29 protein-coding genes, 1 tRNA gene and 2 pseudogenes are annotated in these 25,516 nt (G+C 35.3%); 16 read left to right on the top strand and 16 right to left on the bottom strand.

The genetic code is table 11. The features are described 5' to 3' along the window. Window positions 1-11: 11 nt before the first annotated feature. Both ABWU72_RS07030 and coaD read right to left on the bottom strand, forming a co-directional pair. Window positions 12-203, bottom strand: a complete 192-nt coding sequence (locus tag ABWU72_RS07030; protein ID WP_006279326.1) for a zinc-finger domain-containing protein — start codon at window positions 201-203, stop codon at window positions 12-14. 68 nt (window positions 204-271) lie between these two features. Further along, window positions 272-778 (bottom strand): pantetheine-phosphate adenylyltransferase, encoded by a 507-nt coding sequence (coaD, locus tag ABWU72_RS07025; protein WP_015589048.1) that lies wholly within the window; start codon window positions 776-778, stop codon window positions 272-274. 79 nt (window positions 779-857) lie between these two features. On the opposite strand from coaD, the gene ABWU72_RS07020 reads away from it, so the two are divergent. The 4 genes and pseudogenes from ABWU72_RS07020 to ABWU72_RS07010 all read left to right on the top strand — a co-directional run bounded on the left by ABWU72_RS07020 (window position 858) and on the right by ABWU72_RS07010 (window position 3,266). Further along, window positions 858-930, top strand: a tRNA-Phe gene (locus ABWU72_RS07020). A 90-nt stretch (window positions 931-1,020) separates the two neighbouring features. Further along, complete coding sequence (locus tag ABWU72_RS07015; RefSeq protein WP_174515982.1) at window positions 1,021-2,022, top strand: gamma-glutamyl-gamma-aminobutyrate hydrolase family protein; 1,002 nt, start codon at window positions 1,021-1,023, stop codon at window positions 2,020-2,022. 221 nt (window positions 2,023-2,243) lie between these two features. Then, window positions 2,244-2,374: pseudogene (locus ABWU72_RS08225) on the top strand (IS4 family transposase); the annotation flags it as partial. A gap of 59 nt (window positions 2,375-2,433) precedes the next feature. Then, a protein-coding gene (locus ABWU72_RS07010; protein WP_094189578.1) for an IS5-like element ISWpi1 family transposase occupies window positions 2,434-3,266 on the top strand; the annotation gives its coding sequence in 2 pieces (ribosomal slippage) (window positions 2,434-2,803 and window positions 2,803-3,266; 834 coding nt in all). 36 nt (window positions 3,267-3,302) lie between these two features. Here the strand turns inward: ABWU72_RS07010 and ABWU72_RS07005 are convergent. Together ABWU72_RS07005 and ABWU72_RS07000 are read right to left on the bottom strand one after the other, a co-directional pair. Continuing rightward, window positions 3,303-3,785, bottom strand: coding sequence for an IS630 family transposase (locus tag ABWU72_RS07005; protein ID WP_231115908.1), 483 nt, complete (start codon window positions 3,783-3,785; stop codon window positions 3,303-3,305). 28 nt (window positions 3,786-3,813) lie between these two features. Next, on the bottom strand, window positions 3,814-4,161 hold the full coding sequence (locus ABWU72_RS07000) for an IS630 transposase-related protein (protein WP_155968342.1): 348 nt from the start codon (window positions 4,159-4,161) through the stop codon (window positions 3,814-3,816). 32 nt (window positions 4,162-4,193) lie between these two features. Here ABWU72_RS07000 and ABWU72_RS06995 point away from each other — a divergent pair. Then, window positions 4,194-4,454: pseudogene (locus ABWU72_RS06995) on the top strand (IS4 family transposase); the annotation flags it as partial. A gap of 89 nt (window positions 4,455-4,543) precedes the next feature. Here the strand turns inward: ABWU72_RS06995 and ABWU72_RS06990 are convergent. From ABWU72_RS06990 to ABWU72_RS06975, 4 genes are all read right to left on the bottom strand, one after another. After that, window positions 4,544-4,708, bottom strand: coding sequence for an IS3 family transposase (locus ABWU72_RS06990; RefSeq protein ID WP_080717614.1), 165 nt, complete (start codon window positions 4,706-4,708; stop codon window positions 4,544-4,546). After that, window positions 4,698-4,862 carry a DDE-type integrase/transposase/recombinase gene (locus ABWU72_RS06985; protein ID WP_156768661.1) on the bottom strand — a complete coding sequence of 55 codons (165 nt, stop codon included), beginning with the start codon at window positions 4,860-4,862 and terminating at the stop codon, window positions 4,698-4,700. Before ABWU72_RS06985 ends, ABWU72_RS06990 begins: the two co-directional genes overlap by 11 nt. 84 nt (window positions 4,863-4,946) lie before the next feature. After that, a complete protein-coding gene (locus tag ABWU72_RS06980) occupies window positions 4,947-5,162 on the bottom strand; it encodes an IS3 family transposase (protein ID WP_245836010.1) in 216 nt (71 codons plus the stop codon). A 122-nt stretch (window positions 5,163-5,284) separates the two neighbouring features. Further along, window positions 5,285-5,587: a transposase gene (locus ABWU72_RS06975; protein ID WP_353283978.1), complete on the bottom strand. Its 303-nt coding sequence runs from the start codon at window positions 5,585-5,587 to the stop codon at window positions 5,285-5,287. An 85-nt stretch (window positions 5,588-5,672) separates the two neighbouring features. On the opposite strand from ABWU72_RS06975, the gene ABWU72_RS06970 reads away from it, so the two are divergent. Then, window positions 5,673-6,266, top strand: coding sequence for a hypothetical protein (locus ABWU72_RS06970; RefSeq protein WP_231115873.1), 594 nt, complete (start codon window positions 5,673-5,675; stop codon window positions 6,264-6,266). Window positions 6,267-6,446: 180 nt separating this feature from the next. Here ABWU72_RS06970 and gatA read toward each other — a convergent pair whose 3' ends face one another. Beyond that, on the bottom strand, window positions 6,447-7,916 hold the full coding sequence (gatA, locus tag ABWU72_RS06965; protein WP_010962643.1) for an Asp-tRNA(Asn)/Glu-tRNA(Gln) amidotransferase subunit GatA: 1,470 nt from the start codon (window positions 7,914-7,916) through the stop codon (window positions 6,447-6,449). 389 nt (window positions 7,917-8,305) lie between these two features. On the opposite strand from gatA, the gene mtaB reads away from it, so the two are divergent. Beyond that, the gene (gene mtaB / locus ABWU72_RS06960; protein ID WP_010082135.1) at window positions 8,306-9,532 is read left to right on the top strand and encodes a tRNA (N(6)-L-threonylcarbamoyladenosine(37)-C(2))-methylthiotransferase MtaB; all 1,227 of its coding nucleotides are present in this window, start codon (window positions 8,306-8,308) and stop codon (window positions 9,530-9,532) included. A gap of 66 nt (window positions 9,533-9,598) precedes the next feature. After that, entirely contained in the window at window positions 9,599-10,510 is a 912-nt protein-coding gene (locus ABWU72_RS06955) for an outer membrane protein (RefSeq protein ID WP_353284071.1), read from the top strand. Between the two features lie 7 nt (window positions 10,511-10,517). Here the strand turns inward: ABWU72_RS06955 and ABWU72_RS06950 are convergent, their stop codons facing one another. The 3 genes from ABWU72_RS06950 to ABWU72_RS06940 form a co-directional block, all read right to left on the bottom strand. Next, the gene (locus ABWU72_RS06950) at window positions 10,518-12,005 is read right to left on the bottom strand and encodes a type II secretion system protein GspD (protein ID WP_015588942.1); all 1,488 of its coding nucleotides are present in this window, start codon (window positions 12,003-12,005) and stop codon (window positions 10,518-10,520) included. 134 nt (window positions 12,006-12,139) lie between these two features. Beyond that, the gene (locus tag ABWU72_RS06945; RefSeq protein WP_155968480.1) at window positions 12,140-13,504 is read right to left on the bottom strand and encodes an ankyrin repeat domain-containing protein; all 1,365 of its coding nucleotides are present in this window, start codon (window positions 13,502-13,504) and stop codon (window positions 12,140-12,142) included. 849 nt (window positions 13,505-14,353) lie between these two features. Then, window positions 14,354-15,028, bottom strand: a complete 675-nt coding sequence (locus ABWU72_RS06940) for a septal ring lytic transglycosylase RlpA family protein (protein WP_155968478.1) — start codon at window positions 15,026-15,028, stop codon at window positions 14,354-14,356. A 26-nt stretch (window positions 15,029-15,054) separates the two neighbouring features. On the opposite strand from ABWU72_RS06940, the gene murC reads away from it, so the two are divergent. The 4 genes from murC to ABWU72_RS08220 are packed head-to-tail and all read left to right on the top strand — an operon-like array spanning window position 15,055 to window position 18,979. Further along, on the top strand, window positions 15,055-16,479 hold the full coding sequence (murC, locus tag ABWU72_RS06935) for a UDP-N-acetylmuramate--L-alanine ligase (protein WP_155968476.1): 1,425 nt from the start codon (window positions 15,055-15,057) through the stop codon (window positions 16,477-16,479). Between the two features lie 4 nt (window positions 16,480-16,483). Further along, window positions 16,484-17,758 (top strand): phosphopyruvate hydratase, encoded by a 1,275-nt coding sequence (gene eno, locus ABWU72_RS06930; protein ID WP_155968474.1) that lies wholly within the window; start codon window positions 16,484-16,486, stop codon window positions 17,756-17,758. After that, complete coding sequence (gene cgtA, locus ABWU72_RS06925) at window positions 17,746-18,768, top strand: Obg family GTPase CgtA (protein WP_174515741.1); 1,023 nt, start codon at window positions 17,746-17,748, stop codon at window positions 18,766-18,768. The genes eno and cgtA overlap by 13 nt, the downstream gene beginning before the upstream one ends. A gap of 52 nt (window positions 18,769-18,820) precedes the next feature. Then, window positions 18,821-18,979, top strand: a complete 159-nt coding sequence (locus tag ABWU72_RS08220; RefSeq protein WP_237357337.1) for a hypothetical protein — start codon at window positions 18,821-18,823, stop codon at window positions 18,977-18,979. Here ABWU72_RS08220 and ABWU72_RS06915 read toward each other — a convergent pair. After that, window positions 18,976-19,116, bottom strand: coding sequence for a hypothetical protein (locus ABWU72_RS06915; protein ID WP_153296801.1), 141 nt, complete (start codon window positions 19,114-19,116; stop codon window positions 18,976-18,978). The two genes, ABWU72_RS08220 and ABWU72_RS06915, sit on opposite strands and share 4 nt — an antisense overlap. Before the next feature lie 127 nt (window positions 19,117-19,243). Between ABWU72_RS06915 and fumC the strand changes: the two genes are divergently transcribed. Continuing rightward, a complete protein-coding gene (gene fumC, locus ABWU72_RS06910) occupies window positions 19,244-20,638 on the top strand; it encodes a class II fumarate hydratase (RefSeq protein WP_155968531.1) in 1,395 nt (464 codons plus the stop codon). 194 nt (window positions 20,639-20,832) lie between these two features. Here the strand turns inward: fumC and grxD are convergent, their stop codons facing one another. Together grxD and ABWU72_RS06900 are read right to left on the bottom strand one after the other, a co-directional pair. Continuing rightward, on the bottom strand, window positions 20,833-21,156 hold the full coding sequence (gene grxD, locus ABWU72_RS06905) for a Grx4 family monothiol glutaredoxin (RefSeq protein ID WP_353284003.1): 324 nt from the start codon (window positions 21,154-21,156) through the stop codon (window positions 20,833-20,835). A 9-nt stretch (window positions 21,157-21,165) separates the two neighbouring features. After that, the gene (locus ABWU72_RS06900) at window positions 21,166-21,390 is read right to left on the bottom strand and encodes a BolA/IbaG family iron-sulfur metabolism protein (protein WP_015588949.1); all 225 of its coding nucleotides are present in this window, start codon (window positions 21,388-21,390) and stop codon (window positions 21,166-21,168) included. 164 nt (window positions 21,391-21,554) lie between these two features. On the opposite strand from ABWU72_RS06900, the gene ABWU72_RS06895 reads away from it, so the two are divergent. Continuing rightward, on the top strand, window positions 21,555-22,427 hold the full coding sequence (locus ABWU72_RS06895) for a P44/Msp2 family outer membrane protein (RefSeq protein WP_080717615.1): 873 nt from the start codon (window positions 21,555-21,557) through the stop codon (window positions 22,425-22,427). A gap of 14 nt (window positions 22,428-22,441) precedes the next feature. Here the strand turns inward: ABWU72_RS06895 and ABWU72_RS06890 are convergent, their stop codons facing one another. Beyond that, a complete protein-coding gene (locus tag ABWU72_RS06890; protein WP_155969552.1) occupies window positions 22,442-23,764 on the bottom strand; it encodes a malic enzyme-like NAD(P)-binding protein in 1,323 nt (440 codons plus the stop codon). 134 nt (window positions 23,765-23,898) lie between these two features. Here ABWU72_RS06890 and pgsA point away from each other — a divergent pair, with 134 nt between their 5' ends. Together pgsA and ABWU72_RS06880 are read left to right on the top strand one after the other, a co-directional pair. Continuing rightward, window positions 23,899-24,441 (top strand): CDP-diacylglycerol--glycerol-3-phosphate 3-phosphatidyltransferase, encoded by a 543-nt coding sequence (pgsA, locus tag ABWU72_RS06885; RefSeq protein ID WP_155968529.1) that lies wholly within the window; start codon window positions 23,899-23,901, stop codon window positions 24,439-24,441. A 111-nt stretch (window positions 24,442-24,552) separates the two neighbouring features. After that, entirely contained in the window at window positions 24,553-25,494 is a 942-nt protein-coding gene (locus ABWU72_RS06880) for a hypothetical protein (protein WP_155968527.1), read from the top strand. Window positions 25,495-25,516 lie beyond the last annotated feature (22 nt).

Below are 25,516 nucleotides of genomic sequence, written 5' to 3'. Positions count from 1 at the left end.
CAGAAGTGCCATTAGAGCTCATCCCTAGTCAGCTCCCCAACCGCTTCCACAGTACAGTCATGGACAAACGTCTTTTCACAATAAGGGCAGGCTATTTCCTCTTCTTCTCCCATATCTAAATATATTAATGGATGGCCAGAACCCTCATCATTCTCATCACCATGACAACAAACTTTTCTATTATTAACCCTCACTTTTGACATGCTGCTCCTTTAGCTTATAACATTTTATATATTGAATATACCCATTCAGAAATAAAAAACAACAAGCACTATTCTCCATTTTTTATCCTATTCAGGTTAATCAATTCGTTTTGAACACCTTTTGATACAAATTTGCTAACATCTTCTCCTAATCTTGCTATTTCCTTTACAAAGCTTGATGAGATAAATTGAGTATCTTCAGAAGCAGGAAGAAATATGGTTTCGATTTCAGGAAGAAGTTTATAATTTACCCAACTCATTTGAAACTCGTAATCAAAATCCGACACTGCTCTTAATCCTCTAATAATAACAGAAGCATTCTGCTCTTTGGCAAACTTCACTAGCAACCCATTAAAAGATATAACATCTGCATCAATTCCTAGTCCTTTGATTTCATTTTCAGCCATGCTTGTGCGTAGCTTTGTGTCAAAGGCAGTATGCTTATTAACGTTTTCTGCAACTCCTATTATTAATTTATCGACTAGTTTACACGCTCTTTTGATTATGTCAATATGCCCAAAAGTTATAGGGTCAAATGTGCCAGGGTAGATTCCTATTTTGTCATTAATGTTCATCCTTTATTTTTATAAACTACTTTAAAAACTTTTGATAGACATAATAACATTTTTTATCTAAAAATAAAAGTATACAGTTGGCCTGATAGCTCAGTTGGTAGAGCAAAGGACTGAAAATCCTTGTGTCGCTGGTTCGATTCCTGCTCAGGCCACCTTCTCTTTCTTACCAAATTTACCTTTTTGTTGTAAAACGTTCTATAATATGTTATGATATTGATATAAGTGTTGAGAGGGTAAACTATATGTATAGATATTATAGCAGAATATTTAATATCTTATTAATTATAGTTCTATTATTAAGCAATATTACTTATGCTGGCGTTAGTGAAAAACCGGCATCTCAACATGTAACCAGAAAAGAAGAACCAGTGTCAACTGTCTTGACGGCAGAAAATACAGTAAATAATGACGTAGTTGTTGGTTTGTTGAAAACGGAAGAAGCACATGAACTTGGGCTATCTCAAAATATCTATGAGATGTTTAATAACTTTGTGGTTAAGACTGTACTGATTGATTATAATAAGATAATTAGCCTTAAAAAAATTCAGACAGAGTCACTTAATCTCGCAAAACAAGATAAAACATTGGCAAAAAAGCTAACATTAGACCGAATAAAAGTTGAAGTTGCACAATTCATTAAAGAGCACAAAATAAATAGGATATTTATTCCGGATAATTTACATTCAGCACCCACTCCTTATCGCCAGCTTGTTACTGAAGCAATTGTAAAAATAGTTGATGATAACCCTGCAATTCATTTACTTGGCATATGTGAAGGCATAATGAATGCAAAGGGAATTGAAGTAGTGAGTGTTGTGAGTGATGAAGAGAAGCAAAGATCTCATTTAAAATCAGCACCTAATCCACAGAAAGAGGATGTACCTCTCCAGCAGATAAAGATCGTTCCAAATAGTCGTTTAGCAGAAGTAGTAGCCAAATTCCTAATACCTAATGAAAATGGCTGGTTTTCAACATATTTTCCAGATGCTCATTCAGGAGCAGTAGGTAATACACCAGAAAATAGAAGAAAATTGGAGTCACTTGGATATAAAGTTGCAGCATTTTCCAGTGAGGGGGTAATAGAGGCTATTGAAGATAAGCATGGTAATGTTCACTTTCAAAGTCATCCAGAAGCCCTTGTTGTGAAGTCAGATAAAAACCTCTATTTATCAAATCACAAGGAACGTCAAGTGTCTACACTAGTTGCTATAGCGATTATGAATGATTTTCTTTATCGTGCTTAATGGCTATAGCTTTAGGCTTACCGACGATTTGATAAACGATAGATTTGTCATGTATCCGTTCAGGCAATGGCGTCAACTTAAGGAAAAATATCAGCGATAGTGTATAAAATTTCTCTCCAAATTTTTTATCATTAAATTATCCAAAGAGTGCAAGGGACAGCACTTTTGTTTCTATTTTATTGCAACAAAAAAGTTTAAAATGTGTCTTTTTTAGGTGAGGCATGCAAAAAGGAAAAGATCTTATCTTACAAATTAAAAATGCAATATACTCGAAAACTTTTCAGAAAATCCATTGTGTTGAGTTTTACACGAACAAGCTTTTTCGACAGTATTTTCTATGATTTTAAAGTTAGAGGTTGTCCGGAAACAAGTAAAAGGCTATAATATCTGAAATTTTAGTACGGGGTAAAGATGAGAAAAAAGTATCCAACAGATCTAAGCGAAAGGGAATGGGCAAGAATAGAAAAACACTTCAGAGTATCATACAAGAAAGGAGGAAGGCCGCCAAAGTATAGCAAAAGAGAAATATTAGAAGCAATTTTCTATGTATTGCGTACAGGGTGTCAATGGCGGTATTTACCAAATGATTTTCCGCTATGGAAGACTGTGTATGAGCAGTTCAGGCAATGGAAGAAGCAGGGAATTTTTGAGAAAATGAATTATGAAATTACAAAATATAGTAGAAGAAAAATAGGAAGGAATGAGCAGCCGAGTGCCTGTATAGTAGATAGTCAATCTGTAAAGACTACAGAAAAGGGGGGATCAAAGGCTATGATGGAAGTAAAAAAGTAAAGGGTAGAAAAAGGCATATAATTACAGACACTCAGGGTTTTATACTAGGTTGTTACGTAGGCGCTGCTAACGAAAATGATAGAGATGGTATTAAAATAGCATTAAACAATATGAGAACAAAATATACTAAAGTTAAAAAAATGTGGGCTGACATGGGATACCAAGGAAGAAATTTAAAGAATCACATAAAGGAAGAATATGACATAGATATTGAAATTGTTAAAAGGCCTCCATGTAGATTTTGGGTGCACAAAGATACGCCACCTGAGCTACTACCAACAAGAGAACAAGGGTTTAAAGTACAGCCAAGAAGATGGGTTGTAGAAAGGACTTTTGCTTGGGTTAATAGGAATAGAAGGCTATCGAAGGAGTATGATTTACTCACAACATCCACTGAGAATTTCATATACCTAGCTATGAGTAGGGTTATGTTAAAGAGGGAATATGCTTGAATTTACTAGTTTCCGGACAACCTCTTATAGTATTTTCTAAAATGAATGATAAATTTCCATTATGGTATTACCAACCAAAAGTTGTAAGTCTGTATATTTATGCATTAAAGGTCTGAGGCGGCTTTTGATGGTATTCCAACAATGCTCTATAGGGTTCAAATCTGGTGAATATGTTGGTAGATAGAGCAAACGGCATCTAGCATTATCTATTAACTCCTTTGTTTTGGGAGTTTTATGGAATGTGGCATTGTCCATAACTATTGTAGTACCATGTGGCAATTTAGGTAATAACATCTTCTCTAACCATGTATTGAATACCTCTTTGTCACACCCACCTTTGAAAGTCATTGGTGCAATAAATCTCTTTCCAATCCACCCGCCTATTATACTGATTCTCTCTCGTTTTCTTCCTGGAATATCTGCATAAATTTTCTTTCCTATTGGAGCACGTCCATACTCTCGGTATAACCTATTATCAACTCCTGCTTCATCTATATATAAGATGCTGGAATGGTCTATTTTTGAGATTTTATCGGTAAATCGCTGCCTATCTTCTTGATTGCGCTCTTGATATAGTGTAACTTTTTTTTAAAGTAATTCTTAGCTGTTTCAGCCTATACCAAATTGAATTTATTCCAAATCCAAGATTTTGTTTCATCTCTGCCAGCGTATGATCTGGATTCTTTTTAACATATTCTTCGAGTATTTTTGGGTCTATTTTTCGAATAAAGCTGCCGTTTTTCGATGGCCTTAGGCTTTCACCAGCGGCTTTCTTTCTTAACCAGCGGTACAGAGTTGCTATTCCTATCTCCAAAAGCTCTGCCACCTCAACCTTTGACTTCCCTTTTTCTATCATCGATACTGCCCTTTCCCTTAAATCCACACTATACGCCATTATAACTCAAATAGCTTATTATACCTTTATCATTTACTTTGGGAAGTACTATAGTTAAAAAAAGTTTGGGAATAGAATGTGAACTTATGGAGCCATTGACATGTACCCTCAAAGCAAGCTTTTTCTAAAGCAAGGTATAAGATTTGCCATACAGGCTTTCAAGAATTTAAGCATCCAAACAGCCTATCAGGATGAACCTGAGTTGGAGAGGCTATAGACTTATTGCAGCAGATGGTTCTGGTATGAGATTACCCAGCTCTGGAGAAATTGTATCCGAGTTTGAACCAAATGGAAACTGACCTTACCCAGAAAAAGTGGAGAGAAAGTTTGGAATGTTTTTCACAAAGAGAATGATGAATCAAAATGCTCAGGAATGCAATAGTTAATAGTGACGTTGTTTGTTATAAAAAATTTCTATGTATTCAAATATTGCAGTTCTAGTTTGTTGAGCAGAGTGTTGTGAAGTATCAATAAGTATTTCTCTTTTCAATGAGCTAAAGAAGCTTTCCACAACAGAATTGTCGTAACAACAACCTTTATGACTCATCTATGTTTTTTATGGATAAGAGATATTGATAACCTTGCGAAGTATATTGTGAACCTTGATCACTATGTAATAGTAGATTTTTGGCAGGTTTACGCTTGTTAACGGCCATTAATAAAGAGTCCATAACCAATTGTTTATTTATTGAACTGCTCATTAACTACCATGCGTGAATATAGATCGATTATTGTTGCCAAATATAGCCATCCTTCTTTGGTTTTTATATAAGTAATCCCATACTTTATTTGGTTGATCGACAATAAAGTTTTGGTCTAATATATTGGGAGCTACTGTCCGTTTGTTGTTTCTTAATTTTAAATTTTCTTCTCAATATAGCCTGAATACCATTTTTCTGCATAATACTTTGCACTGTTTTTAAGTTGCAACTTTTACCCAAAGCCTTCAATTCAGCATGAATTTTAGGAGCTCCATATCTACATTTAGAAGCTTGATATATTTTTTGAATATCTGCTAATAACTCTTTATTTGCTGATTCTCTACTGCTTATTTTTCTTGTGGTCCACTTATAGTAGCCACTAGCAGAAAATCCTACATAATTCCTGTACTTTATAGCAGTTACTATATAAAAAAATATTTTACTCTTTTTGACTGGCCAGGGCTTTTTTTAAAATGTCTCTTTCCCTTGTTACTCTTGCTTTGTAAATCAAACCTCTCTTTGTCGTAAGGAGCCATGTTACCTCTACCTGGAAATGCATCTGCTGCCGACTTTTTTTCGTTGTGTTTCTTTATCCATTTTCCTAATACACTATCCCTTATTCCTAGATCTCTTGCTACTTTTGCAACTGGTTGACCTACCTTTCTTTGTTCATTTGCCAGTTTAACAGCTTCCAATTTGAATTCTGCTGTATATTCTCTTACCATTTCTAATCCTCCAAAATTTTATTTTACCCAAAAAAACTCTTTTCTTTCTCTCCACTTTTTCTGGGTAAGGTCAGTATGGGAAAAGGTGAAAGATGTACTAAAAAACCCAGAGATGATAAAAAAGGAATACCAACGTAGAGTATTAGAAAATAAAAATGATGAATCATCAGAGAAAAAGTTTGCAAGAAGAGAAAATCAAATAAAAGAAGGTATCGAAAAATTAATGGAAGATTATTATAGTCAAGAAAATGCAGGAGAGAAAGGATATATAAGCGAGGAAGAATTTAAACAGACAATGAGAAAAATGAAAGAACGCTTACAAGGGATAGAAGAAGAGAAAAAAAAGGTAGTTGATCAGAAGGCAGTAGAAAAAGGAATAAGTCTTATTATAAATAGCATAAAGAATTTTTATTCTAGTGTAAAATCGAACCTGGAACAGCTAGATTGGCAAACTAAGCGCGGCATTATTAAAGCATTAATAGGACAAATTAACATTGGTTGTGATCAGGTAGAAGTAGGATTTCAGATCGAAGAACCAGCACAGGATGGGGGAATTCTTAATTTGTATCATTGTACTACACATCGTAATAAGGGGGTTGGCAAAATGTGTCAAGCAAGTTTTTTCGTTTCTATAAATCTGGATTTCAGCGTTATGCGCTGGAATGACAACGTGAGGTAAATTTTTCAACATCCCAAAATTACAGAATTCAGTCTGTTTAATTAAGTGTGAACTGTTACACGAAAATTTTGTAAACAGATTAATATACCCTGTTTTTGCTATTCATCTAAAAATGGAACCATAGAGTACGTTGAGGAGCGTAAGCAAATTTTAATGCAAAAATTACTATCAAAAAATAGATTATGCAAGAGGTCTAATTATTCTGCCGCAATTTTGCTCTATCACACTTGCCACATTTAATATTCCAGCTTCATCATAATAATTTCCAATCACTTGCAAGGCAAGTGGTAAACCCTCATTGGAGAGCCCAACAGGAACAGAAATAGCAGGCAATCCTGCCAGACTTGCCGGCACAGTAAACACATCATTGATGCACATAATTAGCGGATCTGGCTTTTCATTTAAGCCAAAAGCTTCTGTTGGAGCAGATGGCACAAGTATGTAATCTATTTTTTCAAACGCTTTTATAAAATCATTTCTGATTAATGCCCTGATACACTGTGCTTTTTCGTAATATTCATTGTAATGACCTGAGGAAAGCGCATAAGCGCCAATTAAAATTCTTCTTTTCACCTCTTTACCGAAACCTTCTGCTCTTGTTAGTGAATACATTTCTTCAAGGGTATCAGCATCAACCCTGAACCCATAACGCACACCGTCATAACGAGCAAGATTGGATGAAGTTTCAGCAGAACAAATTAAATAATAGACTGGTATTGCATATTTAGTATGTGGCAGAGTAACGTCAACAACTTCAGCGCCATTTTCTTTTAAATAGGAAGCAACTTTCTCCCAATTATGGACTATTTCCTCTGAAATTCCATCCATCCTATATTCTTTTGGTATACCAATACGCTTACCCTTGACATCACCATTTATAAAGCTAGAAAATTTAGGCACTGGCTTTTCGCTTGATATTGAATCTTTTGTATCATAGCCACAGATTGCTTCCAGCATTAATGCTGAATCAGAGACAGAACGAGTAATGACTCCTGCTTGATCTAGAGAACTCGCAAATGCAATCATACCAAAACGCGAGCATCTTCCATAAGTTGGCTTTATTCCAACCACTCCACAATAAGCTGCTGGTTGGCGCACAGATCCACCGGTGTCACTCCCTAGTGCTCCAGCGCATAAAAATCCAGCCACCGATGCTGCAGATCCACCAGATGATCCACCAGGAACAACTTTTTCCCCATCGCTTTTTCTAATCCACACATTTTCAACAGGGCCAAAATAGCTATTTGTGTTCGCAGAACCCATAGCAAATTCATCCATATTAAGCTTACCGAGCATGGCTGCTCCACTTTTTAAAAGCAAGTCAGACACCGTAGATTCGTAAGTCGGAACGAAATTTTCCAGCATTTTTGAGCATGCTGTTGTTTTTATTCCTTTTGTACAGAATAGATCTTTGATGCCAACTGGTACACCCATGAGCGGCGAGATTAAATCATCCTTTTGCCTAGAGAAATGTTCATCTGCAGCTTTAGCAGCTTTCATTGCTATCTCTGGGGTTTTTGTTATAAATGCATTTAATTTCTCATTTTCAACCGCACTGATGTGCGCCTCTACGAGTTCAACGGCAGAAAAACTCTTTTTTTTGAGCCCGTCATGCATTTGTGTAATACTTAACTTTCTTAGTTCATTCATCAATATTTAATTTTTAGCAAGACGTTAATTATAACATGGCACGATAAAAAATCCATACATTTATAGTTACAGCTAGAAATGTAGCTAAGGTAACTTAGATTCACCGACAATCGTCATCCCGCTACTTGTTAGCGGCTAAGAGATACCGCAGCGGTATGACGTAGAAGCTATACTTTTATACTCACCAACTCAGTATCCAATCCGGATTGTATCTTAAAAAGGTCAAAAGACTATAATAAGCAAAGGAGTGATACTGTGTCTGAGTGAAAATCGTTGAGATCCCAGTGTCTGCTGCTTGCATAGCATTTATTTACAAAAAAATAGTCATGCAAGAGACTTTGCTTGGATATTTGATATAATTTAGGTCTATTAAAGCAAAAAATACTAACATGAATGAAGTGATAACATTTGGTTGTCGTCTAAATTTTTACGAGAGCGAGTTAATCAAAGAAGCATTAAAAAAAGCAAAGAGAGAAAATGTTGTTGTGGTGCATAGCTGTGCAGTGACAAACGAAGCAGAACGTCAGGTAAAGCAAAAGATACGTAAGATTTACAAAAATGATCCAAATAAAGAAATTATCGTAGTTGGTTGTGCTGTTCAGTTGGATCCAGAAGTTTACAGTAGCATTCCTGGTGTAAGTAAAGTGCTCGGTAATCAAGATAAGCTAAAAGCTGAAAATTACTTACTAAATGACGATAAAATCTTGGTCAGTGATAACCAAGTAGAACCTGTTCTAATTAATGGATTTGAAGATAAGTCAAGGGCATTTATTGAAATTCAAAATGGTTGTAATCATAGCTGCACATTTTGTTCAATTACTGAGGCAAGAGGGAATAATCGATCTGTGCCAATAAACAGTATTATAGAGCAAATCAGGATCTTTGTAGAAAATGGATATCAAGAAGTAGTGTTTACAGGGGTTGATATTACTGACTTTGGTACAGATTTGTTGGGTAAGCCATCACTTGGTTCAATGATTAGGAGAGTTTTAAAGGATATACCAGAGTTGAAGAGGCTAAGACTTTCCTCTATCGATGTTGCTGAAGTTGACGACGAATTAATGGATTTAATAGCTAATGAGTCAAGACTTATGCCTCATTTACATTTGAGTCTACAATCTGGTAATAATTTAATACTAAAGAGAATGAAGCGTCGTCACAACAGAGAACAAGTGATAGAATTTTGTCATAAAATGAAGAGCTTGAGGCCTAATATAGCATTTGGCGCTGATATTATTGCTGGATTTCCAACAGAAACTGATGAAATGTTTCAGGATACAGTTGATTTACTGAAAAAAACAAATATAGTTTACCTACATGCTTTTCCATATTCAGAGCGGAAAAATACACCTGCTGCACGAATGCCACAAGTACCAGAGAATGTGCGTAAAGAACGAGTAAAAAATTTAAGAGAAGTAAATAAAGAAATTATGAGCAGTTTTTGTCAATCCTTGATCAACACTAAGCAAAGTGTTCTGGTTGAGCAAAATAATGTCGGTAGAGCAGAAAATTTTGCATTAATAAAGCTTGAATCAAAAGCTCAAGCCAAGAGTATTGTGAAAGTTAATGTTAAAGGAGTGGAAAATAATTATCTAATTGGAAATATTTTTTCTTAATTTTTGTACATTGAAGAAATATACGATATAGTAATTATACTGTAAATGATAATTGTGAATTCATTTATGATAACTAGAATATCTATTACTTTATTTTTGATTTTCATTTCATGTGTCTATTTTTTTATTATTTATATTAGTAATGATACACACATTGAGCAAGTACAACCCTTAAAATTAGAAACAGACAATAATAAAAGTGTGATACGTTCTGAGGAGGTTACTGCAAAAGAAATACCAATAAAATATCAAGAACTTGAAAGTAGTCCACCTTCTGTTTTCCAAGTAGCTGATCAGAAAAATATGTGGTCACGTATTGCAGATCAAGCTGAGCCTACAAAAGAAAAATCAAAAAAACTTGATTTTTATGTTAGCGCTAACGGTGGTAAGGTATACCATGATAATTCAGAAATATTTGTAAAGGGTATACAAGAAATAGGAAAAAGAGTCCTAACTTTAGTTGAAAGTCATTATGGTTTTATAATAAAAAATATAGTGGCAGATGAAATTAAAAGTATACAGCAATTTGATGGTAAAATTGATTTCCAGTGGTTTAGCAGCATGTCTTTAGGTTACTATGCTGGAGAAAATGGTAAAATTGATTTTGAAGCCGCGTATTCTATAGCCAATATTGAAGATAGTAATTCTCCTCCGGTATTTGATAAATCAGCAAGTATATTTGCGTTTTTGTTAAACTTCTATTATAATCCCAGCGTTCAGGATACACAATTTGCTCCGTACATCGGTCTTGGTATAGGACCAACAGTTTTTAGATTAAAAAGGATTAATGGGTCACCCCAAAATTCAATGCCACTGAATGTTCCTTGGTTTGCTTATCAAATAAAACTTGGTGTTGATTATTCAATAATCCCAGAAATCAAAACCTTTCTCGGCTATCGTTACTTTAGCGTTCCGATACCTGTTGCAGATGACATATCTACTCACAATATTGAAGTTGGTTTGATATTTAATTTTTAGTGATAATTTAATATATATATAAATTCTTATCTTTTCTATCTAACAAACCAAATGTTGGTACGATTGTTGCTTTTAAAAAAATGACAGTTTCTACTGTTCTAATATTATTCGCTAGCCTTTTTGATTTCTGATGCAATAAGCTTTGCTTATCTTCTCTATGTTCTATAAGCCCGCCGATTACCATAATTTCACCGCTCTTAATTTTTAACATAGAGTTCATTTCTCTGATTTCAACAATTGGAATGTCGCTATTTAATTTCATTTTACTCTGCTGTGCGACGTACTCTATATCTGGATCTTTAGTGTAGCCGTTAATTCTTGATAAAGTTGGATGTATATCCATGAATATTTCACTAGTATCAATGTTAATGCTTGGGTGGATTATTAGCACAACACCTATTGGGACGCTATTCATCTTGGTAATTAAGGTCTGATTAGAGTTTCTAGTATCTTTTTGTATATCGGAGGTAAAATAAATATGGTTTTTAGTAAATGAAATCATCGCTTGCTGATTATTTATAGCATGTACTCTGGGGCTTGAAATTACAGTTGAAGTGCCAAATTTGTCTAAATTTTTTACTAAATCTCCTAGATCATTTGCACCAAAGTTCATTGCTAGGTTAATAATGGAGTTATCTTGATTTATTATAGACTTAGTTCCATCTTGTAAGTCATTTAAGTTCATACCAGAAAGGTATTTGTCATCTAGCACAACTTCAACTATTTTTGCCTCTATCATTACTTGAGAAGACGCTAACTTCTTAACCTTATTAATATATTCTTCAACAGCTTTGTGGATATCTTTTCTAGCATTCAAAATAATAACACCAGCTTCTCTGTTGGATGAAAGGAATTCGCCATCATCCACCCCGTTAACATCCATTATTGCATTCAAGCCTTTTTCTAATGAATTCCATAAGTCACTACTGTATTGAGACTTCATAACATTGTTATAGTCCCTATCAACGTTACTTCCATCACTGTTAGTAATATTGTTATTAATGACGAAACTGCTTTGAGCAGAATGTTGAATATTGATGAAGTCTACGTAATAATTTTGTGCGTATGGCAAGTCCTGCTCAATTCTAATTACACCATTACTTGTTGAGTAACGCAGTTTGGCGCTATTTGCTATACTCTGAATTACTTCGTTTATATCCTTATCTTTTAGCTTTAAAATAATATTACCTGATATTTTTGGGTCCATATCCAAGTTAACGTCAGAAAGTTTTCCTATCTCAATCAGCAAATCCTTTACTGATACTTCTTCACTAACATTAATAGAAATAAGCTGATTACTGATTGTGAGATCGGGAAACTCTATTGGTAAAGGCATAATTTCTGGTATTGCCGGTTCATTAATCTCCAAAGAGGTGTTATATTGTTGCAACGGATAATCGTGCTTATAATTGTCTATGTTAATAGGATATTGCTTGGTAGGTAGATGTGTGCAAGAAATAATGAAGAGGAGTATTAAGCATTTAAAAATAGCCATTAGAACAGCATACAAAATCTATACTAATAGATTTCTATAAAAATATTAAAAATGTATTTAATCTCATTTTCATCGAGCAGATAATTGTCGTGTATTAGCTTTGGCTATGTATTTTTTGTATACTCTTCTTGTACTTAAATGTAGACCAGCATAGCCCTAATTTTTTTATATATTTTACTTCTTTCTCTGTATTTAATAATAGGCTTGAAAATAAATGGTAAGCCTATAATTGTTAAGCTTAGAGCTAGGGTTGAAAGTATACAACAGGCTTTGTGTTTACTATGTAGCTCTTTCAGGTAAAGCATCAAAAATCTACAAAATTTTTTGTAATTTTCTTCGATGTTTTTTTTGCTATGAGCCTTGCTAATGAACATATCTATTGCGGTATGACCGTTATTGCACTTAATGTTAAGGTCTGCACCTTTTTCTGTTAACAACTGAGCTATATCAAAATAATCCTTTTGAACAGCAAGATGTAGAGGTGCAAAACCTTGTTGCTCACAAATGTTCATATTGGCTCTAACTTCCAATAACATTTTCACAATTTGTGTATGGCCTTTTTTAACTGCGAGTAGCAAGGGAGTTCTGTTACATTTAGTAACAGCATTAACGTTTACCTTAAGCTTCAATAAGAGCTTAACTGTTTTAGTGTTACCATTATGGCTAGCTTTATGCAGCCTAGCGTTACCATTAAAATCTTGATCGTTTGCTTCTATTCCCTTTGAAACAAGAAATGTTACCATTTTTCTATTATTATGCTCAATAGCGCAATCTAACGCATCAAAACCATGGTTGTTTTTTGTGCAAAAAAACTCTTTAAGTTTAATTTTATCGTTACTTGCTTGCTGTTTTTTTGCAATAAGTTTTACTATTTGCATTTTGTTGTTATACGCTGCTAGGAAAAGCGTAGTGTTATTTTCTGCATCTTTGGCTTCTATATTTGCACCTTTCTTTATCAGATATTCTATAATTTCTGCTCTGCTGTCATAATGTGCGGTGCATTGATAAATGGTTAAAAACAAAGGAGTACGAAAATTGTTATCTTCACATTCGAGATTTGCTCCGCTATCAATTAAAATTTGAACACTTTTTTTAGAACCGTATAGTGAAGCTATATGAAGAGGAGTATAGCCCTCTTTGACATCTTTTTCATTAATTTTTGCGCCTTTTGTTATCAAAAAATCTATTAATTCCGTGTCATCTTGTAGTGCAGCAAGGTGCAGTGGAGTGAATCCATTTTTATCCTTGGAATTAATTGTCAGTTGGTTAACAAAAAGTTTAGCAACTTTCTTGTGTCCATGCATAATGGCGTAATGCAGAGGGTTTCTATTTTCGTTGTCTACGACATTGAAATCAGCTTCGTGCTCTAGTAATGACTTTACTCCAACTAAATCGCCTTCTTTTGTGAACTTATGCAAGAGAGTGATTCCACTTGCATCTTTTGAGTTAATATCAAATCCATTTTCTACTAATTGGTTTATATCTTCCTCACGCGCCATATCACTTAAATCTCTAATTAAACTCTTTTCGCGTTAATAATACTCCTACTTGATTAAGTTTAAATGAATCTGTGAGAAATGGCTAGTGCATTCTTGCATAACAAACTTTTGGCAGCGCATTGGATGAAACGAAAAACTTACTTGACAAACTCCGCCAGCCCTCTTATCATGAAACTGAAGCTATTTATTTATCTTCGCAACCTCTGCAGTGGATTAATGACAAAAAACTTAATGTATTTGGCGTAAATCATGCTTAATTTTTTGCACTATGTGCACCTCATGTCTTTATAAAACTTTTAGGTTTCTACCTATACAAGCCGAAACGCGCTTATAAAGTGTTTAAGACAGTAAAAGACGTCAAATAGACAAGGGAGAATTTGAATACTAGCTACCCTAGGGTTTCTTTGCCTTTTTTTTTATTTGGTAAATTTCTTAACATTTATAGCTAAACGACAACTGTCATTCCTGTAAAGGTCAAGTATCCCGCTACTTGTTAGCGGGATCTAGAGATACCGTGACGGTATGACGTAGGATTGCTGTCATTCTGCTACTTGTTAGCGGCTGAGATACCGCGAATGAATCGCGGCATGACGGTTCGCGGTGGCATGACGATAAGCTCGTCATCCCGCTACTTGTTAGCGGCTGAGATACCGCGAATGAATCGCGGTATGACGGTTAGCGGCGGCATGACGTAGGATTGCTGTCATTTCGCTACTTGTTAGCGGCTAAGAGATATCGCGGTGGTATAGCTATAAATTGTTGATATCTTTTTTATATCACATTTTTAACTTACAATAGTTAGCCAGCGTTCCTTACATTAACCAAATCTTTCAAATTCTGCACTCACCACTACCTATAACTCACTTTCACGCAATATTGATCGTTCTTAAAAAGCAATCTAACATTTTTTATTCCTTGATTGCGAAGCTTTGATGCAGCTGATTTAGCAGCCTGAGCACTTTTAAAAAATGCAACATATCCCTTACTTTCTGCACTGTCTTGTTTCGGATGACGTTTCTGCATTTCTTTTTCATATTGCTTTCTGTAATGAGGAGTATTTTGTATCAATTGTTCTGACATCTTTCTTAGGTATTGAACTTTTACTTTTGCAAGCCCAGATTTATGAAATCCTAAGACTTGAGCTGCTTTTTCTGATAAGTCTATTATTCTGCCTTCAATAAAAGGCCCTCTATCGTTAACCCTTGTAACAAGCTTTCTTCCATTTTCTAAATTAGTGACAAGAACAAAGCAGGGTAGGGGCAAAGTCTTATGTGCTGCAGAGATCAAGTGGCGGTTAAACACTTCACCATTTGCTGTAAGCGTGCCGTGATCTTCTATTCCATACCACGACGCTGTCCCTATCTCTTCATAGTGTTTACAGTTTTTTGGATAATAAGTTATACCATTTATTGTGTAGCTGCTGCCAATTTTGTAATGACCTGCAGTGCAATTAAACCTGTTGCTAAAACTGCAACTACTCATCAAAACGAATATTAGACATAGGAAGGCTAGGTTTTTTATCATTGTATTCGGTAAGAGGGTTCGATACTATGAGGATTTTAAATTATACTATAATAAATTTAGTAATGAGTAAACATCTACTGCTAAATATTAACAAAACTCAAGAAGGAATAATACATATTATTGGTATAGGTGGAATTGGAATGAGTGCCATTGCTGAAATTCTTCACAATTCCAATTGCAAAGTTCAAGGCAGTGATGCACAATCAAACGACAATATAAATAAGTTACAAAAGCTAGGTATAGAGGTTTATATTGGTCACAATGCTAATAATATAAGCCAAGCTCAAATAGTTGTACATTCTTCTGCAATAGAATCTGATAATGTGGAGTTAATTGCGGCAAAAAATAACAATAAAACCGTTTTGCATAGATCAGACATACTTGCTGAAATTATGAAAGGTAAATATGTGATAGCGGTTTCAGGTTCAAGCGGAAAGACAACAACAACAGCTATGATTGCTTCCATTTTTGATCATTCTAATATTGATGCAACTGTAATTGTAGGAGGAATACTAAATTCGTATCAGAGTAATTCAAAACTTGGAAAGAGTGATACTTTTCTGATCGAGGCTGATGAGTCTGATGGAACTATGCTAAAAATCCCTGCAAATATTGCTGTTATAACGAGTATTAACGACGATCATATGGATCATTATGGTACATTCGACAATATTAAAAATGCGTTTTTTCAGTTTATAAGCAAAGCAGATTTTGCAGTTTTGCCTGATTCTGTAGGCATTAATTATGATGCGAGTAATTCTATAACGTTTGGGTTTGAGAATGGTAGCATAAGAGCCAGCAACATCGAACAACATAATAACAGCATGGAATTTGATGTGTTGATTGACAATAACCACAGAATAAAAAACGTAGTACTATCAAACACAATAGGAATGCATAAAGTCAGTAACGCACTAGCTGCAATATCAGTTGCGATAAAGCTCGGAATTAGCGATGCAGACATTAAAAAAGGCCTTTTTGAATTCAAAGGAGTAGCAAGAAGATTTTCTTTAATTGCCGATATTAAGGGTGTTAAGCTAATTGAGGATTATGCTCATCATCCAAACGAAATACAAGCAACTTTAACAGCAGCACGTTCGATTACTAAAGGAAAGATAATAGGAATTATCGAACCACTTCGTTTTGCTCGCATTCGTAATTTTTTTGATGAATTCATACGAATTTTCATGATGTTTGATTATGTCATCCTCACCCCTGTTCATCCCCCAGAAGACAAGCCCATTCCTGGTTGTGGAATTAATGATATACAAGAAGCTTTAATCAGTAATGGATTTAATAACACAAAAATTATGAATGATGCTTTGCTCATTTCACATTTTATTAGTGATTCGACAAGTCCAGGTGATATAGTATTATTTATTGGTGCTGGTAGTAATATAGCTAAATTGGCAAAAGAAACTGCAGCACTTATTGCAGAAGTTAAGGTTTAATGCGATGAATAAGATAATCAACAACGTATTTGCAAGAGAAATTTTAGATAGCAGAGGTTATCCCACTGTTGAGGTAGAGATTGAGCTCTGTGATGGAGCAATAGGCAGGGCATCTGTACCTTCTGGAGCTTCAACTGGTAAATTAGAAGCCTTGGAACTCAGGGACCAAGATGAGAAAAGGTATTGTGGTAAAGGAGTGCTGAAAGCTGTTCAAGCTGTAAATGGGATAATAGCAGATGAAATCATTGGAATGAATGCAGCGGACCAAAATGCAATTGATGAAGCATTAATTGAACTAGATGGAACAAAAAACAAATCTAAACTTGGAGCAAATGCAACTTTGGGTGTGTCTCTTGCGGTTGCAAAAGCAGCAGCAAACAGTTTTAAAGTGCCGCTCTACAGATATTTGGGGGGAGAGCAGACGAGTGTTATGCCGGTTCCACTCATTAACATAATTAATGGCGGAGTACATGCAGACAATAAGCTCGATTTTCAAGAATTCATGATTCTTCCGGTCGGGGCTGAGACTTTCAGTGAAGCAATCAGAATGTCTGCGGAGGTGTTCCACAACTTACGTAGCATTCTTAAGAAAAAAGGTTATAGCACAAACGTAGGAGATGAAGGCGGTTTTGCACCAAATATTGAAAGTACTGAAGAAGCACTTGATTTGATCATATACGCTATAGAATCAGCAGGTTATTCAGCGCAAAGTGATTTTGCACTGGGCCTTGATGTTGCTTCATCTACTTTTTGTCACAACAAAATTTACAAGTTTGAAAATAAAGAGCTTACTTCAAAAGAATTGACTGAATACTATTGTGACCTTGTGGAAAAATATCCAATAATTTCTATAGAAGATGCAATGAGTGAAGACGACTATGAAGGCTGGAAATTGCTTACTGCAAAACTAGGGAATAAAATTCAATTGGTCGGGGATGATTTGTTTGTTACAAATTGTGAACTGATATGCAAAGGAATAGAGGAAAAAATGGCAAACGCTGTACTGATCAAGCCAAATCAAATAGGGACGTTAACAGAAACGTTTAATGCAATTGAAATGGCAAAATCAAATGGCTATAAAGCTGTTATTTCTCACCGCTCAGGTGAAACAGAAGATACAACAATATCCCACATAGCAGTTGCATCAAATTGTGGGCAAATAAAAACCGGGTCGCTATCGCGTTCTGATAGACTCGCGAAGTATAACGAGCTAATGAGAATAGAAAGCACGTTAGGAAAGGATGCTAAATATTATCGTGGGTTAGCATGGGTTTTATAGACGAAGTAAAATTGTGTTTAAAAGCCGGTGACGGTGGTGATGGCTGTGCAAGTTTTCGTCGAGAAAAGTTCGTTGAATTTGGTGGTCCAAATGGTGGTAATGGAGGAAAGGGTGGAAACATAGTTTTCATCAGCGACGCTAATCTCAACACTTTGCTTCATTTTCGTTATAGAAGACACATTAAAGCAGATAGTGGAAAAAATGGTGCAGGCAGGGATAGATCTGGCACAGCAGGGAAAGACGTTATACTTAAAGTTCCAGTCGGTGCACAAATAATCGATGAAGAAAGTGAAGAGATAATAGTCGATCTTGACAAGCCTGGTATGGAATTTCAAGTAGCACAGGGTGGAAAAGGTGGACTTGGAAATACTAATTTTAAATCTTCTACTAATAAGGCACCAAGACATTTTACTTACGGTCAGCCTGGCGAAGAAAAACATGTATTATTAAAACTAAAAGTTTTATCAGATGTTGGAATTATTGGCATGCCAAACGCAGGTAAATCAAAATTTTTGACTCGCTGCTCAAATTCCGATACAAAAGTAGGCGATTATCCATTTACCACCGTAAGACCTCATTTAGGCATGGTAAAAGTGGATGATAGCGAAGTTGTAATAGCAGATATTCCTGGAATAATTACTGATGCTCACCTTGGAGTTGGGCTCGGGCATAAATTTTTAAAGCACATAGAAAGGTGTCAAATTTTACTTCATTTAATCGATGTAACTCACGATGACGTTGTTTCGGCTTATAGTTGTATCCATAATGAATTGGAACTTTACAATAGTGATCTTGTTGAAAAAGAAGAGATTGTAGTATTAAACAAATGCGACTTATTGAGGGAAGCAGAAATTCTGGAAAAGAAGAATCACCTAGCTAATTATCTCAATAAAGAAGTGCTGTGCTTATCAATTAATGGTGATTTACAGCCTATTTTAAGATTATTAAGTGAAAAATTGAAAAAGAGTAATTCTAAGGAAATCGATGTATATGATCCTTTTAAGATGTGAATTTCATTTATTTTATCATATAACTAGAATATATTTGTACGAACATTTGTTTTTGTTAAACACAACAAATCCCAGTGTCAGCTACTTGCATCTACCACACAACTGTACGAACATTGCAATTTGCAGGCAATTTGCGTGGCAGATGGTGTCATCCCAGTGCCCAGACACTGGGATCCAGCCTTTTCATAATCATCAAAACGTTGTATTTTAACATAAAACGGCTACTTTTATGCTTACCAACTTAATAAAATTTCTGGATCCAAGTGTCAAGCACTGTGATGACATCATAGGGGCGCTGGGATGACACCCTCCTGCTAGACAATGTTCGTACAGTTGTACATCTACCATGCAAGTTACCTGAAAATTGCAATGTTCGTACACTTGACTACTTGGATCTAGTATGATTTAATTAACCAAGAAGTAGGCATGAAAAAATTATGTAGTGAACCAGTTTGCATAACACCAGGAGGAAAATATGGATAGAAAGACGAGAATAGAATCAGACAGCTTAGGGGAAGTAAAAGTACCAAGTGAACATTACTGGGGAGCGCAGACTCAGCGTTCTTTAGAAAATTTTAAGATTGGCACAGAAAAAATGCCAGAGCCTCTGATTAAAGCATTAGCAATAGTAAAACTTGCAGCAGCACATGTTAACATGAAGCAGGGTAGCATAGATAATAAGGTAGGGGACGCAATCTGCGCAGCCGCAAAGGAAGTAATAGATGGCAAATTTAATAATGAATTTCCGCTTGTTGTTTGGCAAACCGGATCCGGAACGCAGACTAATATGAATATGAATGAAGTGATCAGCAATCGTGCAATAGAGATTTTAGGTGGTAATTTGGGTAGTAAATCTCCAATACATCCAAATGATCATGTGAATTATGGTCAGTCGTCAAATGACACCTTTCCAACAGCAATGCATATAGCAGCAGCAGACCAGATAAACCGCTTGCTTATTCCAAATCTTGAAAAATTGCATAAGGTGCTGGATAATAAGGTTCAGGAATTTAAAGATATAATAAAAGTAGGACGTACTCATCTGCAAGATGCAACGCCCCTAACACTAGGACAGGAGTTCTCTGGCTATGCAGTCCAGATTAAAAAGGGGATAGAAAGAGTAAAATCAACTTTAAGTGATATATATGAGCTTGCACAAGGTGGCACTGCAGTTGGCACGGGACTCAATACTAAAAAGGGTTTTGCTGAAGATTTTTCAAGCCAAGTTGCAGAAATTACTAACCTTCCATTTACTTCAGCAGGCAATAAATTTGAAGCGCTAGCAGCAAATGATGCTTTAGTTGAGCTCAGTGGAACACTCAATACAGTAGCAGTCAGTTTAATGAAAATTGCAAATGATATAAGGTTGCTTGGTTCTGGTCCAAGATGCGGAATTGGGGAAATAATGTTACCGGAAAATGAGCCTGGTTCTTCAATTATGCCAGGTAAAGTGAATCCAACTCAGTGTGAAGCGGTGACTATGGTATGCACTCAAGTTATGGGAAATCATGTTGCTGTAACCATTAGTGGTTCAAACGGTCATTTTGAATTGAATGTGTTTAAGCCAGTGATAATTTACAATGTTTTGCAGTCTATAAGACTTTTAGCTGATGCAAGTTTAAATTTTACAGAAAAATGTGTAATTGGTATTAAAGCAAATGAAGAGAGGATAAAAGATTTACTGAATCAGTCGTTGATGTTGGTCACTATATTAAATACGCATATAGGGTACGACAATGCAGCAAAAATAGCGAAGCTTGCTTATAAAGAAAATATCACTCTAAAAGAAGCAGCAGCAAAACTTCAACTGCTCACTGAGGAAGAGTTTGAAAGGATAGTGAAACCAGAAGAAATGGTAAATTATTTGTAACCGCTCACACTTAATTCTTCAATTTCACTAATAGAAAGGCCAGTAAACTTGACAATAGTGTTAACATCAACATTATTATCTTGCTTTGTCTACCTTATTTTGCCGCTCCCCTGAACGGATACGGTTTAAGACATAAGATCCTTTTTCATAGCAATACTACGTTATCCAGCGTCTGGGCACTGGTTTCTTGGTACTTATTCCGCAATAATTTTTTTTTCCTTCAATAAACTTTGCAGTTCGCCTTTTTTGTACATCTCGCGAGTGATGTCGCAACCACCAATAAACTCTTCCTTTATATATAATTGTGGAATTGTTGGCCAATCAGAAAACTTTTTTATAGATTCACGTATTTCATCATTCTCCAACACGTTAATATACTTAAACTTCACGTTCAATTTTTTTAGGATTGACACGACGAGTCCAGAGAATCCGCATTGAGGAAAATCAGAAGTGCCTTTCATATACAATACCACATCATTTTCTGTTATATCTTTTTTTATTTGTTCAAAATTGCTCATAAATTCACCTTATTTTAAAGTATTAGTTTCCAGTTGCAAGGCGTGTATAGACTGACCTTCCAGAGCTTTATATACCATTTTATGCTGTTCTATTTTTGTCTTTCCAAGAAAACACTTGGAGTTTATTTTTAAATGATAATGGTCATCATCTCCAGCAAGATCATGAATCTTTATATCAGCGTCGGGGAACGATTGTTTGATGATCCTCTCTAATTCGTGAATTGCAATAGTCATTGATTTGCTTTAAATTACAATACTTTCATTATAAATCTAAAACGATTGAGCGCAATAAAAAGTTGCTATCATAAAAAATAGAAGCATACTATAATAATGGAATGACAAGTTATGCAGGGAGGCTTTGTGGTGGGCGAAAGATTTAAATTCACATATCTTTGGTTTTGCTAACTTTTTCATTTAGGTGCTTATCTTACGATGATAAAATAAATAACTTAGAGAATGTTTACATCAAAGCTAACTATTTTGGAGCATTCTTCAATGCAATAGGTTCTCTAGAAGGAAAAGAAGATGCAGGTGACAATATAACAGAGGGGGTTTTTAGTTTTAATAAGAAGGAGCGAATTGAAGCTGGATACAGTCCTAAATATGTTCCAGGGTTTGCCGGTAGTGCTGCAATAGGGTATTTATTCAAAAATATGAGAGTTGAGTTTGAAGGCTTATATTCTCAGACTAACTTGTATGATGAAGATTATTCAGATAAGAAAAAAGCAAGATATATTGAACTTCGTCGTCACAATGATGCGTCTACTGGAGCGGAATGCAATTCACCTTGGAGAAGTGGAAAGGTTGATATTCACATTCAAGAAAATTGTAGTGTTGAAGCAGAGTTCAGAGCTGCATTTAAGATGAAAAATGAAGGTTTTAATAACTTAGCTGGAATGGTCAATGTATATCGTGATTTTAATATAGCAAAAATGCCATTCACCCCATATGTTGGTATTGGTGCAGGTGTAACTAGGGTTAAATTTCTAGGAAAAACCAGATATGCCTTGGCTTACCAAGCAAAACTTGGTATCAATCACCAACTTACAGCACAAACTCAAGCATTTGCTGGTTTACGCTATTTTGGTATCCTTGATAACCAATTTAAAGATATTGTACCAGGAATAAAGATACTAGCTGGTGAAGGATATATTCCTGCCGGTGGAGGAAGTAAAGTTGATGAAACTGCACGTGTTGAATCAACAACTGCAACCATTACCAATAGGTTTGGCATATATGGCTTAGAGTTTGGGTTGGTTTATCACTTTTAACTTTATCCAATAAATTACATATGTGAAGATAGTAAATTCAGCGTACTGAGAACATTAGAAAGACGAGATTTTAATTGATTTTCATATTTACTCCAATCTTGTATTGCCTTTCTTGCAACACCTGAATCAACTGCGGCTTTTGCAACAGCAGGAGCTACTATAGAAATTAATCTTGGGTCAAATGGAGTAGGTATTATATATTCACGTCCATAGCCCATTTTACGACCGCCATAGACTGCAGATATCTCACCTGGTACTGGCTCACGGGCAAGCTTTGCTATTGCATCTGCAGCTGCAATTTTCATTTCATCATTTATTGTTGTTGCATGTACATCAAGTGCCCCTCTAAATATATAAGGAAAACCCATTACGTTGTTGACTTGGTTGTTGTAATCTGACCTACCAGTTGCAATTATTGCATCTGGCCTCACAGATTTTGCAAACTCAGGCCTTACTTCTGGATCGGGATTGGCAAGAGCAAAAATAATCGGGTCTTTGCCCATACTCTTTAACATCTCTTCATTTAACACATCTTTTGCAGATAGTCCGATGAATACATCAGCGCCTTTTATTGTATCAAGTAGAGAACGTTCGGAAGTATCAATTGCATATTTTTCCTTCCACTCATTCATGTCCTCGTTTCTACCTTTGTATATTACTCCTTGCTTATCACACAGCACTATATTTTTAGCGCCCATGGACTTTAGTATTTCTAAACATGCAATACCGGCTGCTCCAGCACCATTCATAATGATCTTAACGTCCTCTAATTTCTTTCCGACAATATCAAGAGCATTTTCTATACCAGCTGCAACAACCACTGCAGTTCCATGCTGGTCATCATGGAACACTGGAATATCCATCAGTTCATTCAGACGTTTCTCTATTATAAAACAATCGGGAGATCTTATATCCTCTAAATTTATCCCCCCCCAACTTGGCCCAAGGTACCTTACTGCATTGATAAAATCTTCTATATTTTCTGTACCAACTTCTATATCAACTGCATCAATATCAGCAAAACGCTTAAATAAAACAGCTTTGCCTTCCATGACAGGTTTTGCAGCAAGAGGACCGATATTACCAAGTCCAAGCACTGCAGTGCCATTTGAAATGACAGCAACACAGTTGCTTTTTGCCGTATAATCATAAACAACCTCAGGATTTTTAGCTATTTCAAGGCACGGAGCTGCAACGCCAGGGGAATAAGCAAGTGACAAATCATACTGGGTAGATAAAGGTTTTGTTGGCATGATTGAAATTTTACCAGGTTTACCACCTCTACTGTGATAATTAAGTGCCTCTTGTTTTGTGGTACTATCTAAATCATCGTTCATCATTACATCCTTATATTTTAAGCTTGTATTTTTTAAGTATATGGAGTTTTTATAAATGTTCAATTGTAAACTATTAGCTTGTGAACTCTGGTGTACTTCTGTATAAGTTTACCTACTACGTAGAATGGTATTACATGCTTAAGAAAAACGTGCCTAATTTGCTTACAATTTCTCGTGCGCTTGCAGTACCAGCAATAATATTAAGTTTTTATATAGAAAATAAATATGCAGGCCTGATAACAATATCAATCTTTGTATTTGCGTGCATTACGGATTTTTTTGATGGTTACTTGGCGCGTGCGTGGAAAGTCCAATCAAAATTTGGCAAGCTATTTGATCCAATTGCTGATAAATTAATAGTGGTTTCAACGATAATTATGCTAGTTTATAAGCAGAAGATAAATGATTTTACAATAGTACCATCGATTATCATCATCTGTAGGGAGATATTAGTCTCGGGTTTGCGGGAGTTTTTGATAGCTACAAATGTTAGTCTACCTGTAAGCAAAGCTGGCAAAATTAAAACATTTTTGCAGATGGTTGCTGTAGTAGCGCTAATAATGAACGATTATTATATGATTCAATATACAGGTGCGATTTGTTTATGGGTTGCAGCTATTGTAACTGTGTGGTCAGGCTATAATTATATCCTAGCCGGCATCAAACAGATTGGTTAAATCTCCTAGGAAATAGTTAATAGACAAGAGTAGTTAATATCTTAGTGATATTGACTCAGAAAGCAAAAAGGTGTATAATTATATTAACTTACAACTAATTAGGTTAATATTATGAAAATACCTAGTTGCAAATTTTCTTCTACTAAAAAGGTTCCAGGAAAGAATAAGAAAAAAAGAGATTTTGAACCATTAGAAGAGTTTTTTTGGGATTTTTGGCCAACAGTTGATAAAGAAGTCAAAAGAGAAAGGCTAGAACAAGAACTATTAGCACTAAAAAAAAGAGAGCTATATAGAAAATGTGCATCATTGGCAACAATGGTCCCATTTACATTGCTGATGGCGATTGAACTGGAAAAAACATATAGCGATCAGGTATTACTTGGCGTGATAAGTGGCGCGCTAAGCCACACTATATTACCTTTTACAGTCTTATCTCTTATTTGTACGCTATATTTAATTTACAATAATAGGAAGATAGCACAAAAAGAACGAGAGTTGGAGATTATTGAAAATGGAGAGGAAGTAAAGGAAAAAGAGCACAATATTTCTGATATAGGTCAGTGTTTGATCTATATTGAGGCTATAACAACTGCACTGGTTATTGTAGGTATGATAATGGGTGAAACATCTTCACTTGAAGCAGCAGAGGATGCAATTTTATTTCTTGCCAATGCAATTGCTTTTCTTGCAACTCTTGTTTCTTATATTGATAAGCATGAAAAAAATAAGAAAAAGGAAACAGAAAAGTCTGATCTTGATGAGAAATCTAGCAAGAAAACTAGCAATATATCTGTAGCCGGATTGGCGCTTGCTGGTTCTTCTGTATTTTTAATAAGAAGGATAATGTTAATAGCATTAGCATCGTCCTTAAATCCTGCTGTTGGACCTACTTTAGGCTTGGTAGGTATTGCAATTTTTATGGCTGTACAGGTCTTAACTATACATTCCTACAGTAAGACGCTGAAAGATCCAAAAGTGGAAGGACGAGGTGAATCAAGAAATGCAGGTAGTTCTGACCGTAGTTATAAAGAAGAAGGACCGGCTATTGCCTAAGAAATTTATTTGTTTAAGTAAT

The organism is Wolbachia endosymbiont (group A) of Lypha dubia (assembly GCF_964028575.1).
Taxonomy (GTDB): domain Bacteria; phylum Pseudomonadota; class Alphaproteobacteria; order Rickettsiales; family Anaplasmataceae; genus Wolbachia; species Wolbachia pipientis.
The sequence above is the reverse complement of the archived record's forward strand: the minus strand, read 5'-3'. Positions and strand labels throughout refer to the sequence as shown.

Excerpts from the sequence above, each read along its gene's own strand:
- ABWU72_RS07030 (WP_006279326.1), bottom strand. The coding sequence starts at position 203 with ATGTCAAAAGTGAGGGTTAATAATAGAAAAGTTTGTTGTCATGGTGAT.
- coaD (WP_015589048.1), bottom strand. The coding sequence starts at position 778 with ATGAACATTAATGACAAAATAGGAATCTACCCTGGCACATTTGACCCT.
- ABWU72_RS07015 (WP_174515982.1), top strand. The coding sequence starts at position 1,021 with ATGTATAGATATTATAGCAGAATATTTAATATCTTATTAATTATAGTT.
- ABWU72_RS07000 (WP_155968342.1), bottom strand. The coding sequence starts at position 4,161 with ATGGCGTATAGTGTGGATTTAAGGGAAAGGGCAGTATCGATGATAGAA.
- ABWU72_RS06990 (WP_080717614.1), bottom strand. The coding sequence starts at position 4,708 with ATGAGTCATAAAGGTTGTTGTTACGACAATTCTGTTGTGGAAAGCTTC.
- ABWU72_RS06985 (WP_156768661.1), bottom strand. The coding sequence starts at position 4,862 with ATGAGCAGTTCAATAAATAAACAATTGGTTATGGACTCTTTATTAATG.
- ABWU72_RS06975 (WP_353283978.1), bottom strand. The coding sequence starts at position 5,587 with ATGGTAAGAGAATATACAGCAGAATTCAAATTGGAAGCTGTTAAACTG.
- gatA (WP_010962643.1), bottom strand. The coding sequence starts at position 7,916 with ATGAATGAACTAAGAAAGTTAAGTATTACACAAATGCATGACGGGCTC.
- mtaB (WP_010082135.1), top strand. The coding sequence starts at position 8,306 with ATGAATGAAGTGATAACATTTGGTTGTCGTCTAAATTTTTACGAGAGC.
- ABWU72_RS06955 (WP_353284071.1), top strand. The coding sequence starts at position 9,599 with ATGATAACTAGAATATCTATTACTTTATTTTTGATTTTCATTTCATGT.
- ABWU72_RS06950 (WP_015588942.1), bottom strand. The coding sequence starts at position 12,005 with ATGGCTATTTTTAAATGCTTAATACTCCTCTTCATTATTTCTTGCACA.
- ABWU72_RS06945 (WP_155968480.1), bottom strand. The coding sequence starts at position 13,504 with ATGGCGCGTGAGGAAGATATAAACCAATTAGTAGAAAATGGATTTGAT.
- ABWU72_RS06940 (WP_155968478.1), bottom strand. The coding sequence starts at position 15,028 with ATGATAAAAAACCTAGCCTTCCTATGTCTAATATTCGTTTTGATGAGT.
- murC (WP_155968476.1), top strand. The coding sequence starts at position 15,055 with ATGAGGATTTTAAATTATACTATAATAAATTTAGTAATGAGTAAACAT.
- eno (WP_155968474.1), top strand. The coding sequence starts at position 16,484 with ATGAATAAGATAATCAACAACGTATTTGCAAGAGAAATTTTAGATAGC.
- cgtA (WP_174515741.1), top strand. The coding sequence starts at position 17,746 with ATGGGTTTTATAGACGAAGTAAAATTGTGTTTAAAAGCCGGTGACGGT.
- ABWU72_RS06915 (WP_153296801.1), bottom strand. The coding sequence starts at position 19,116 with ATGGTAGATGTACAACTGTACGAACATTGTCTAGCAGGAGGGTGTCAT.
- fumC (WP_155968531.1), top strand. The coding sequence starts at position 19,244 with ATGGATAGAAAGACGAGAATAGAATCAGACAGCTTAGGGGAAGTAAAA.
- grxD (WP_353284003.1), bottom strand. The coding sequence starts at position 21,156 with ATGAGCAATTTTGAACAAATAAAAAAAGATATAACAGAAAATGATGTG.
- ABWU72_RS06900 (WP_015588949.1), bottom strand. The coding sequence starts at position 21,390 with ATGACTATTGCAATTCACGAATTAGAGAGGATCATCAAACAATCGTTC.
- ABWU72_RS06890 (WP_155969552.1), bottom strand. The coding sequence starts at position 23,764 with ATGAACGATGATTTAGATAGTACCACAAAACAAGAGGCACTTAATTAT.
- pgsA (WP_155968529.1), top strand. The coding sequence starts at position 23,899 with ATGCTTAAGAAAAACGTGCCTAATTTGCTTACAATTTCTCGTGCGCTT.
- ABWU72_RS06880 (WP_155968527.1), top strand. The coding sequence starts at position 24,553 with ATGAAAATACCTAGTTGCAAATTTTCTTCTACTAAAAAGGTTCCAGGA.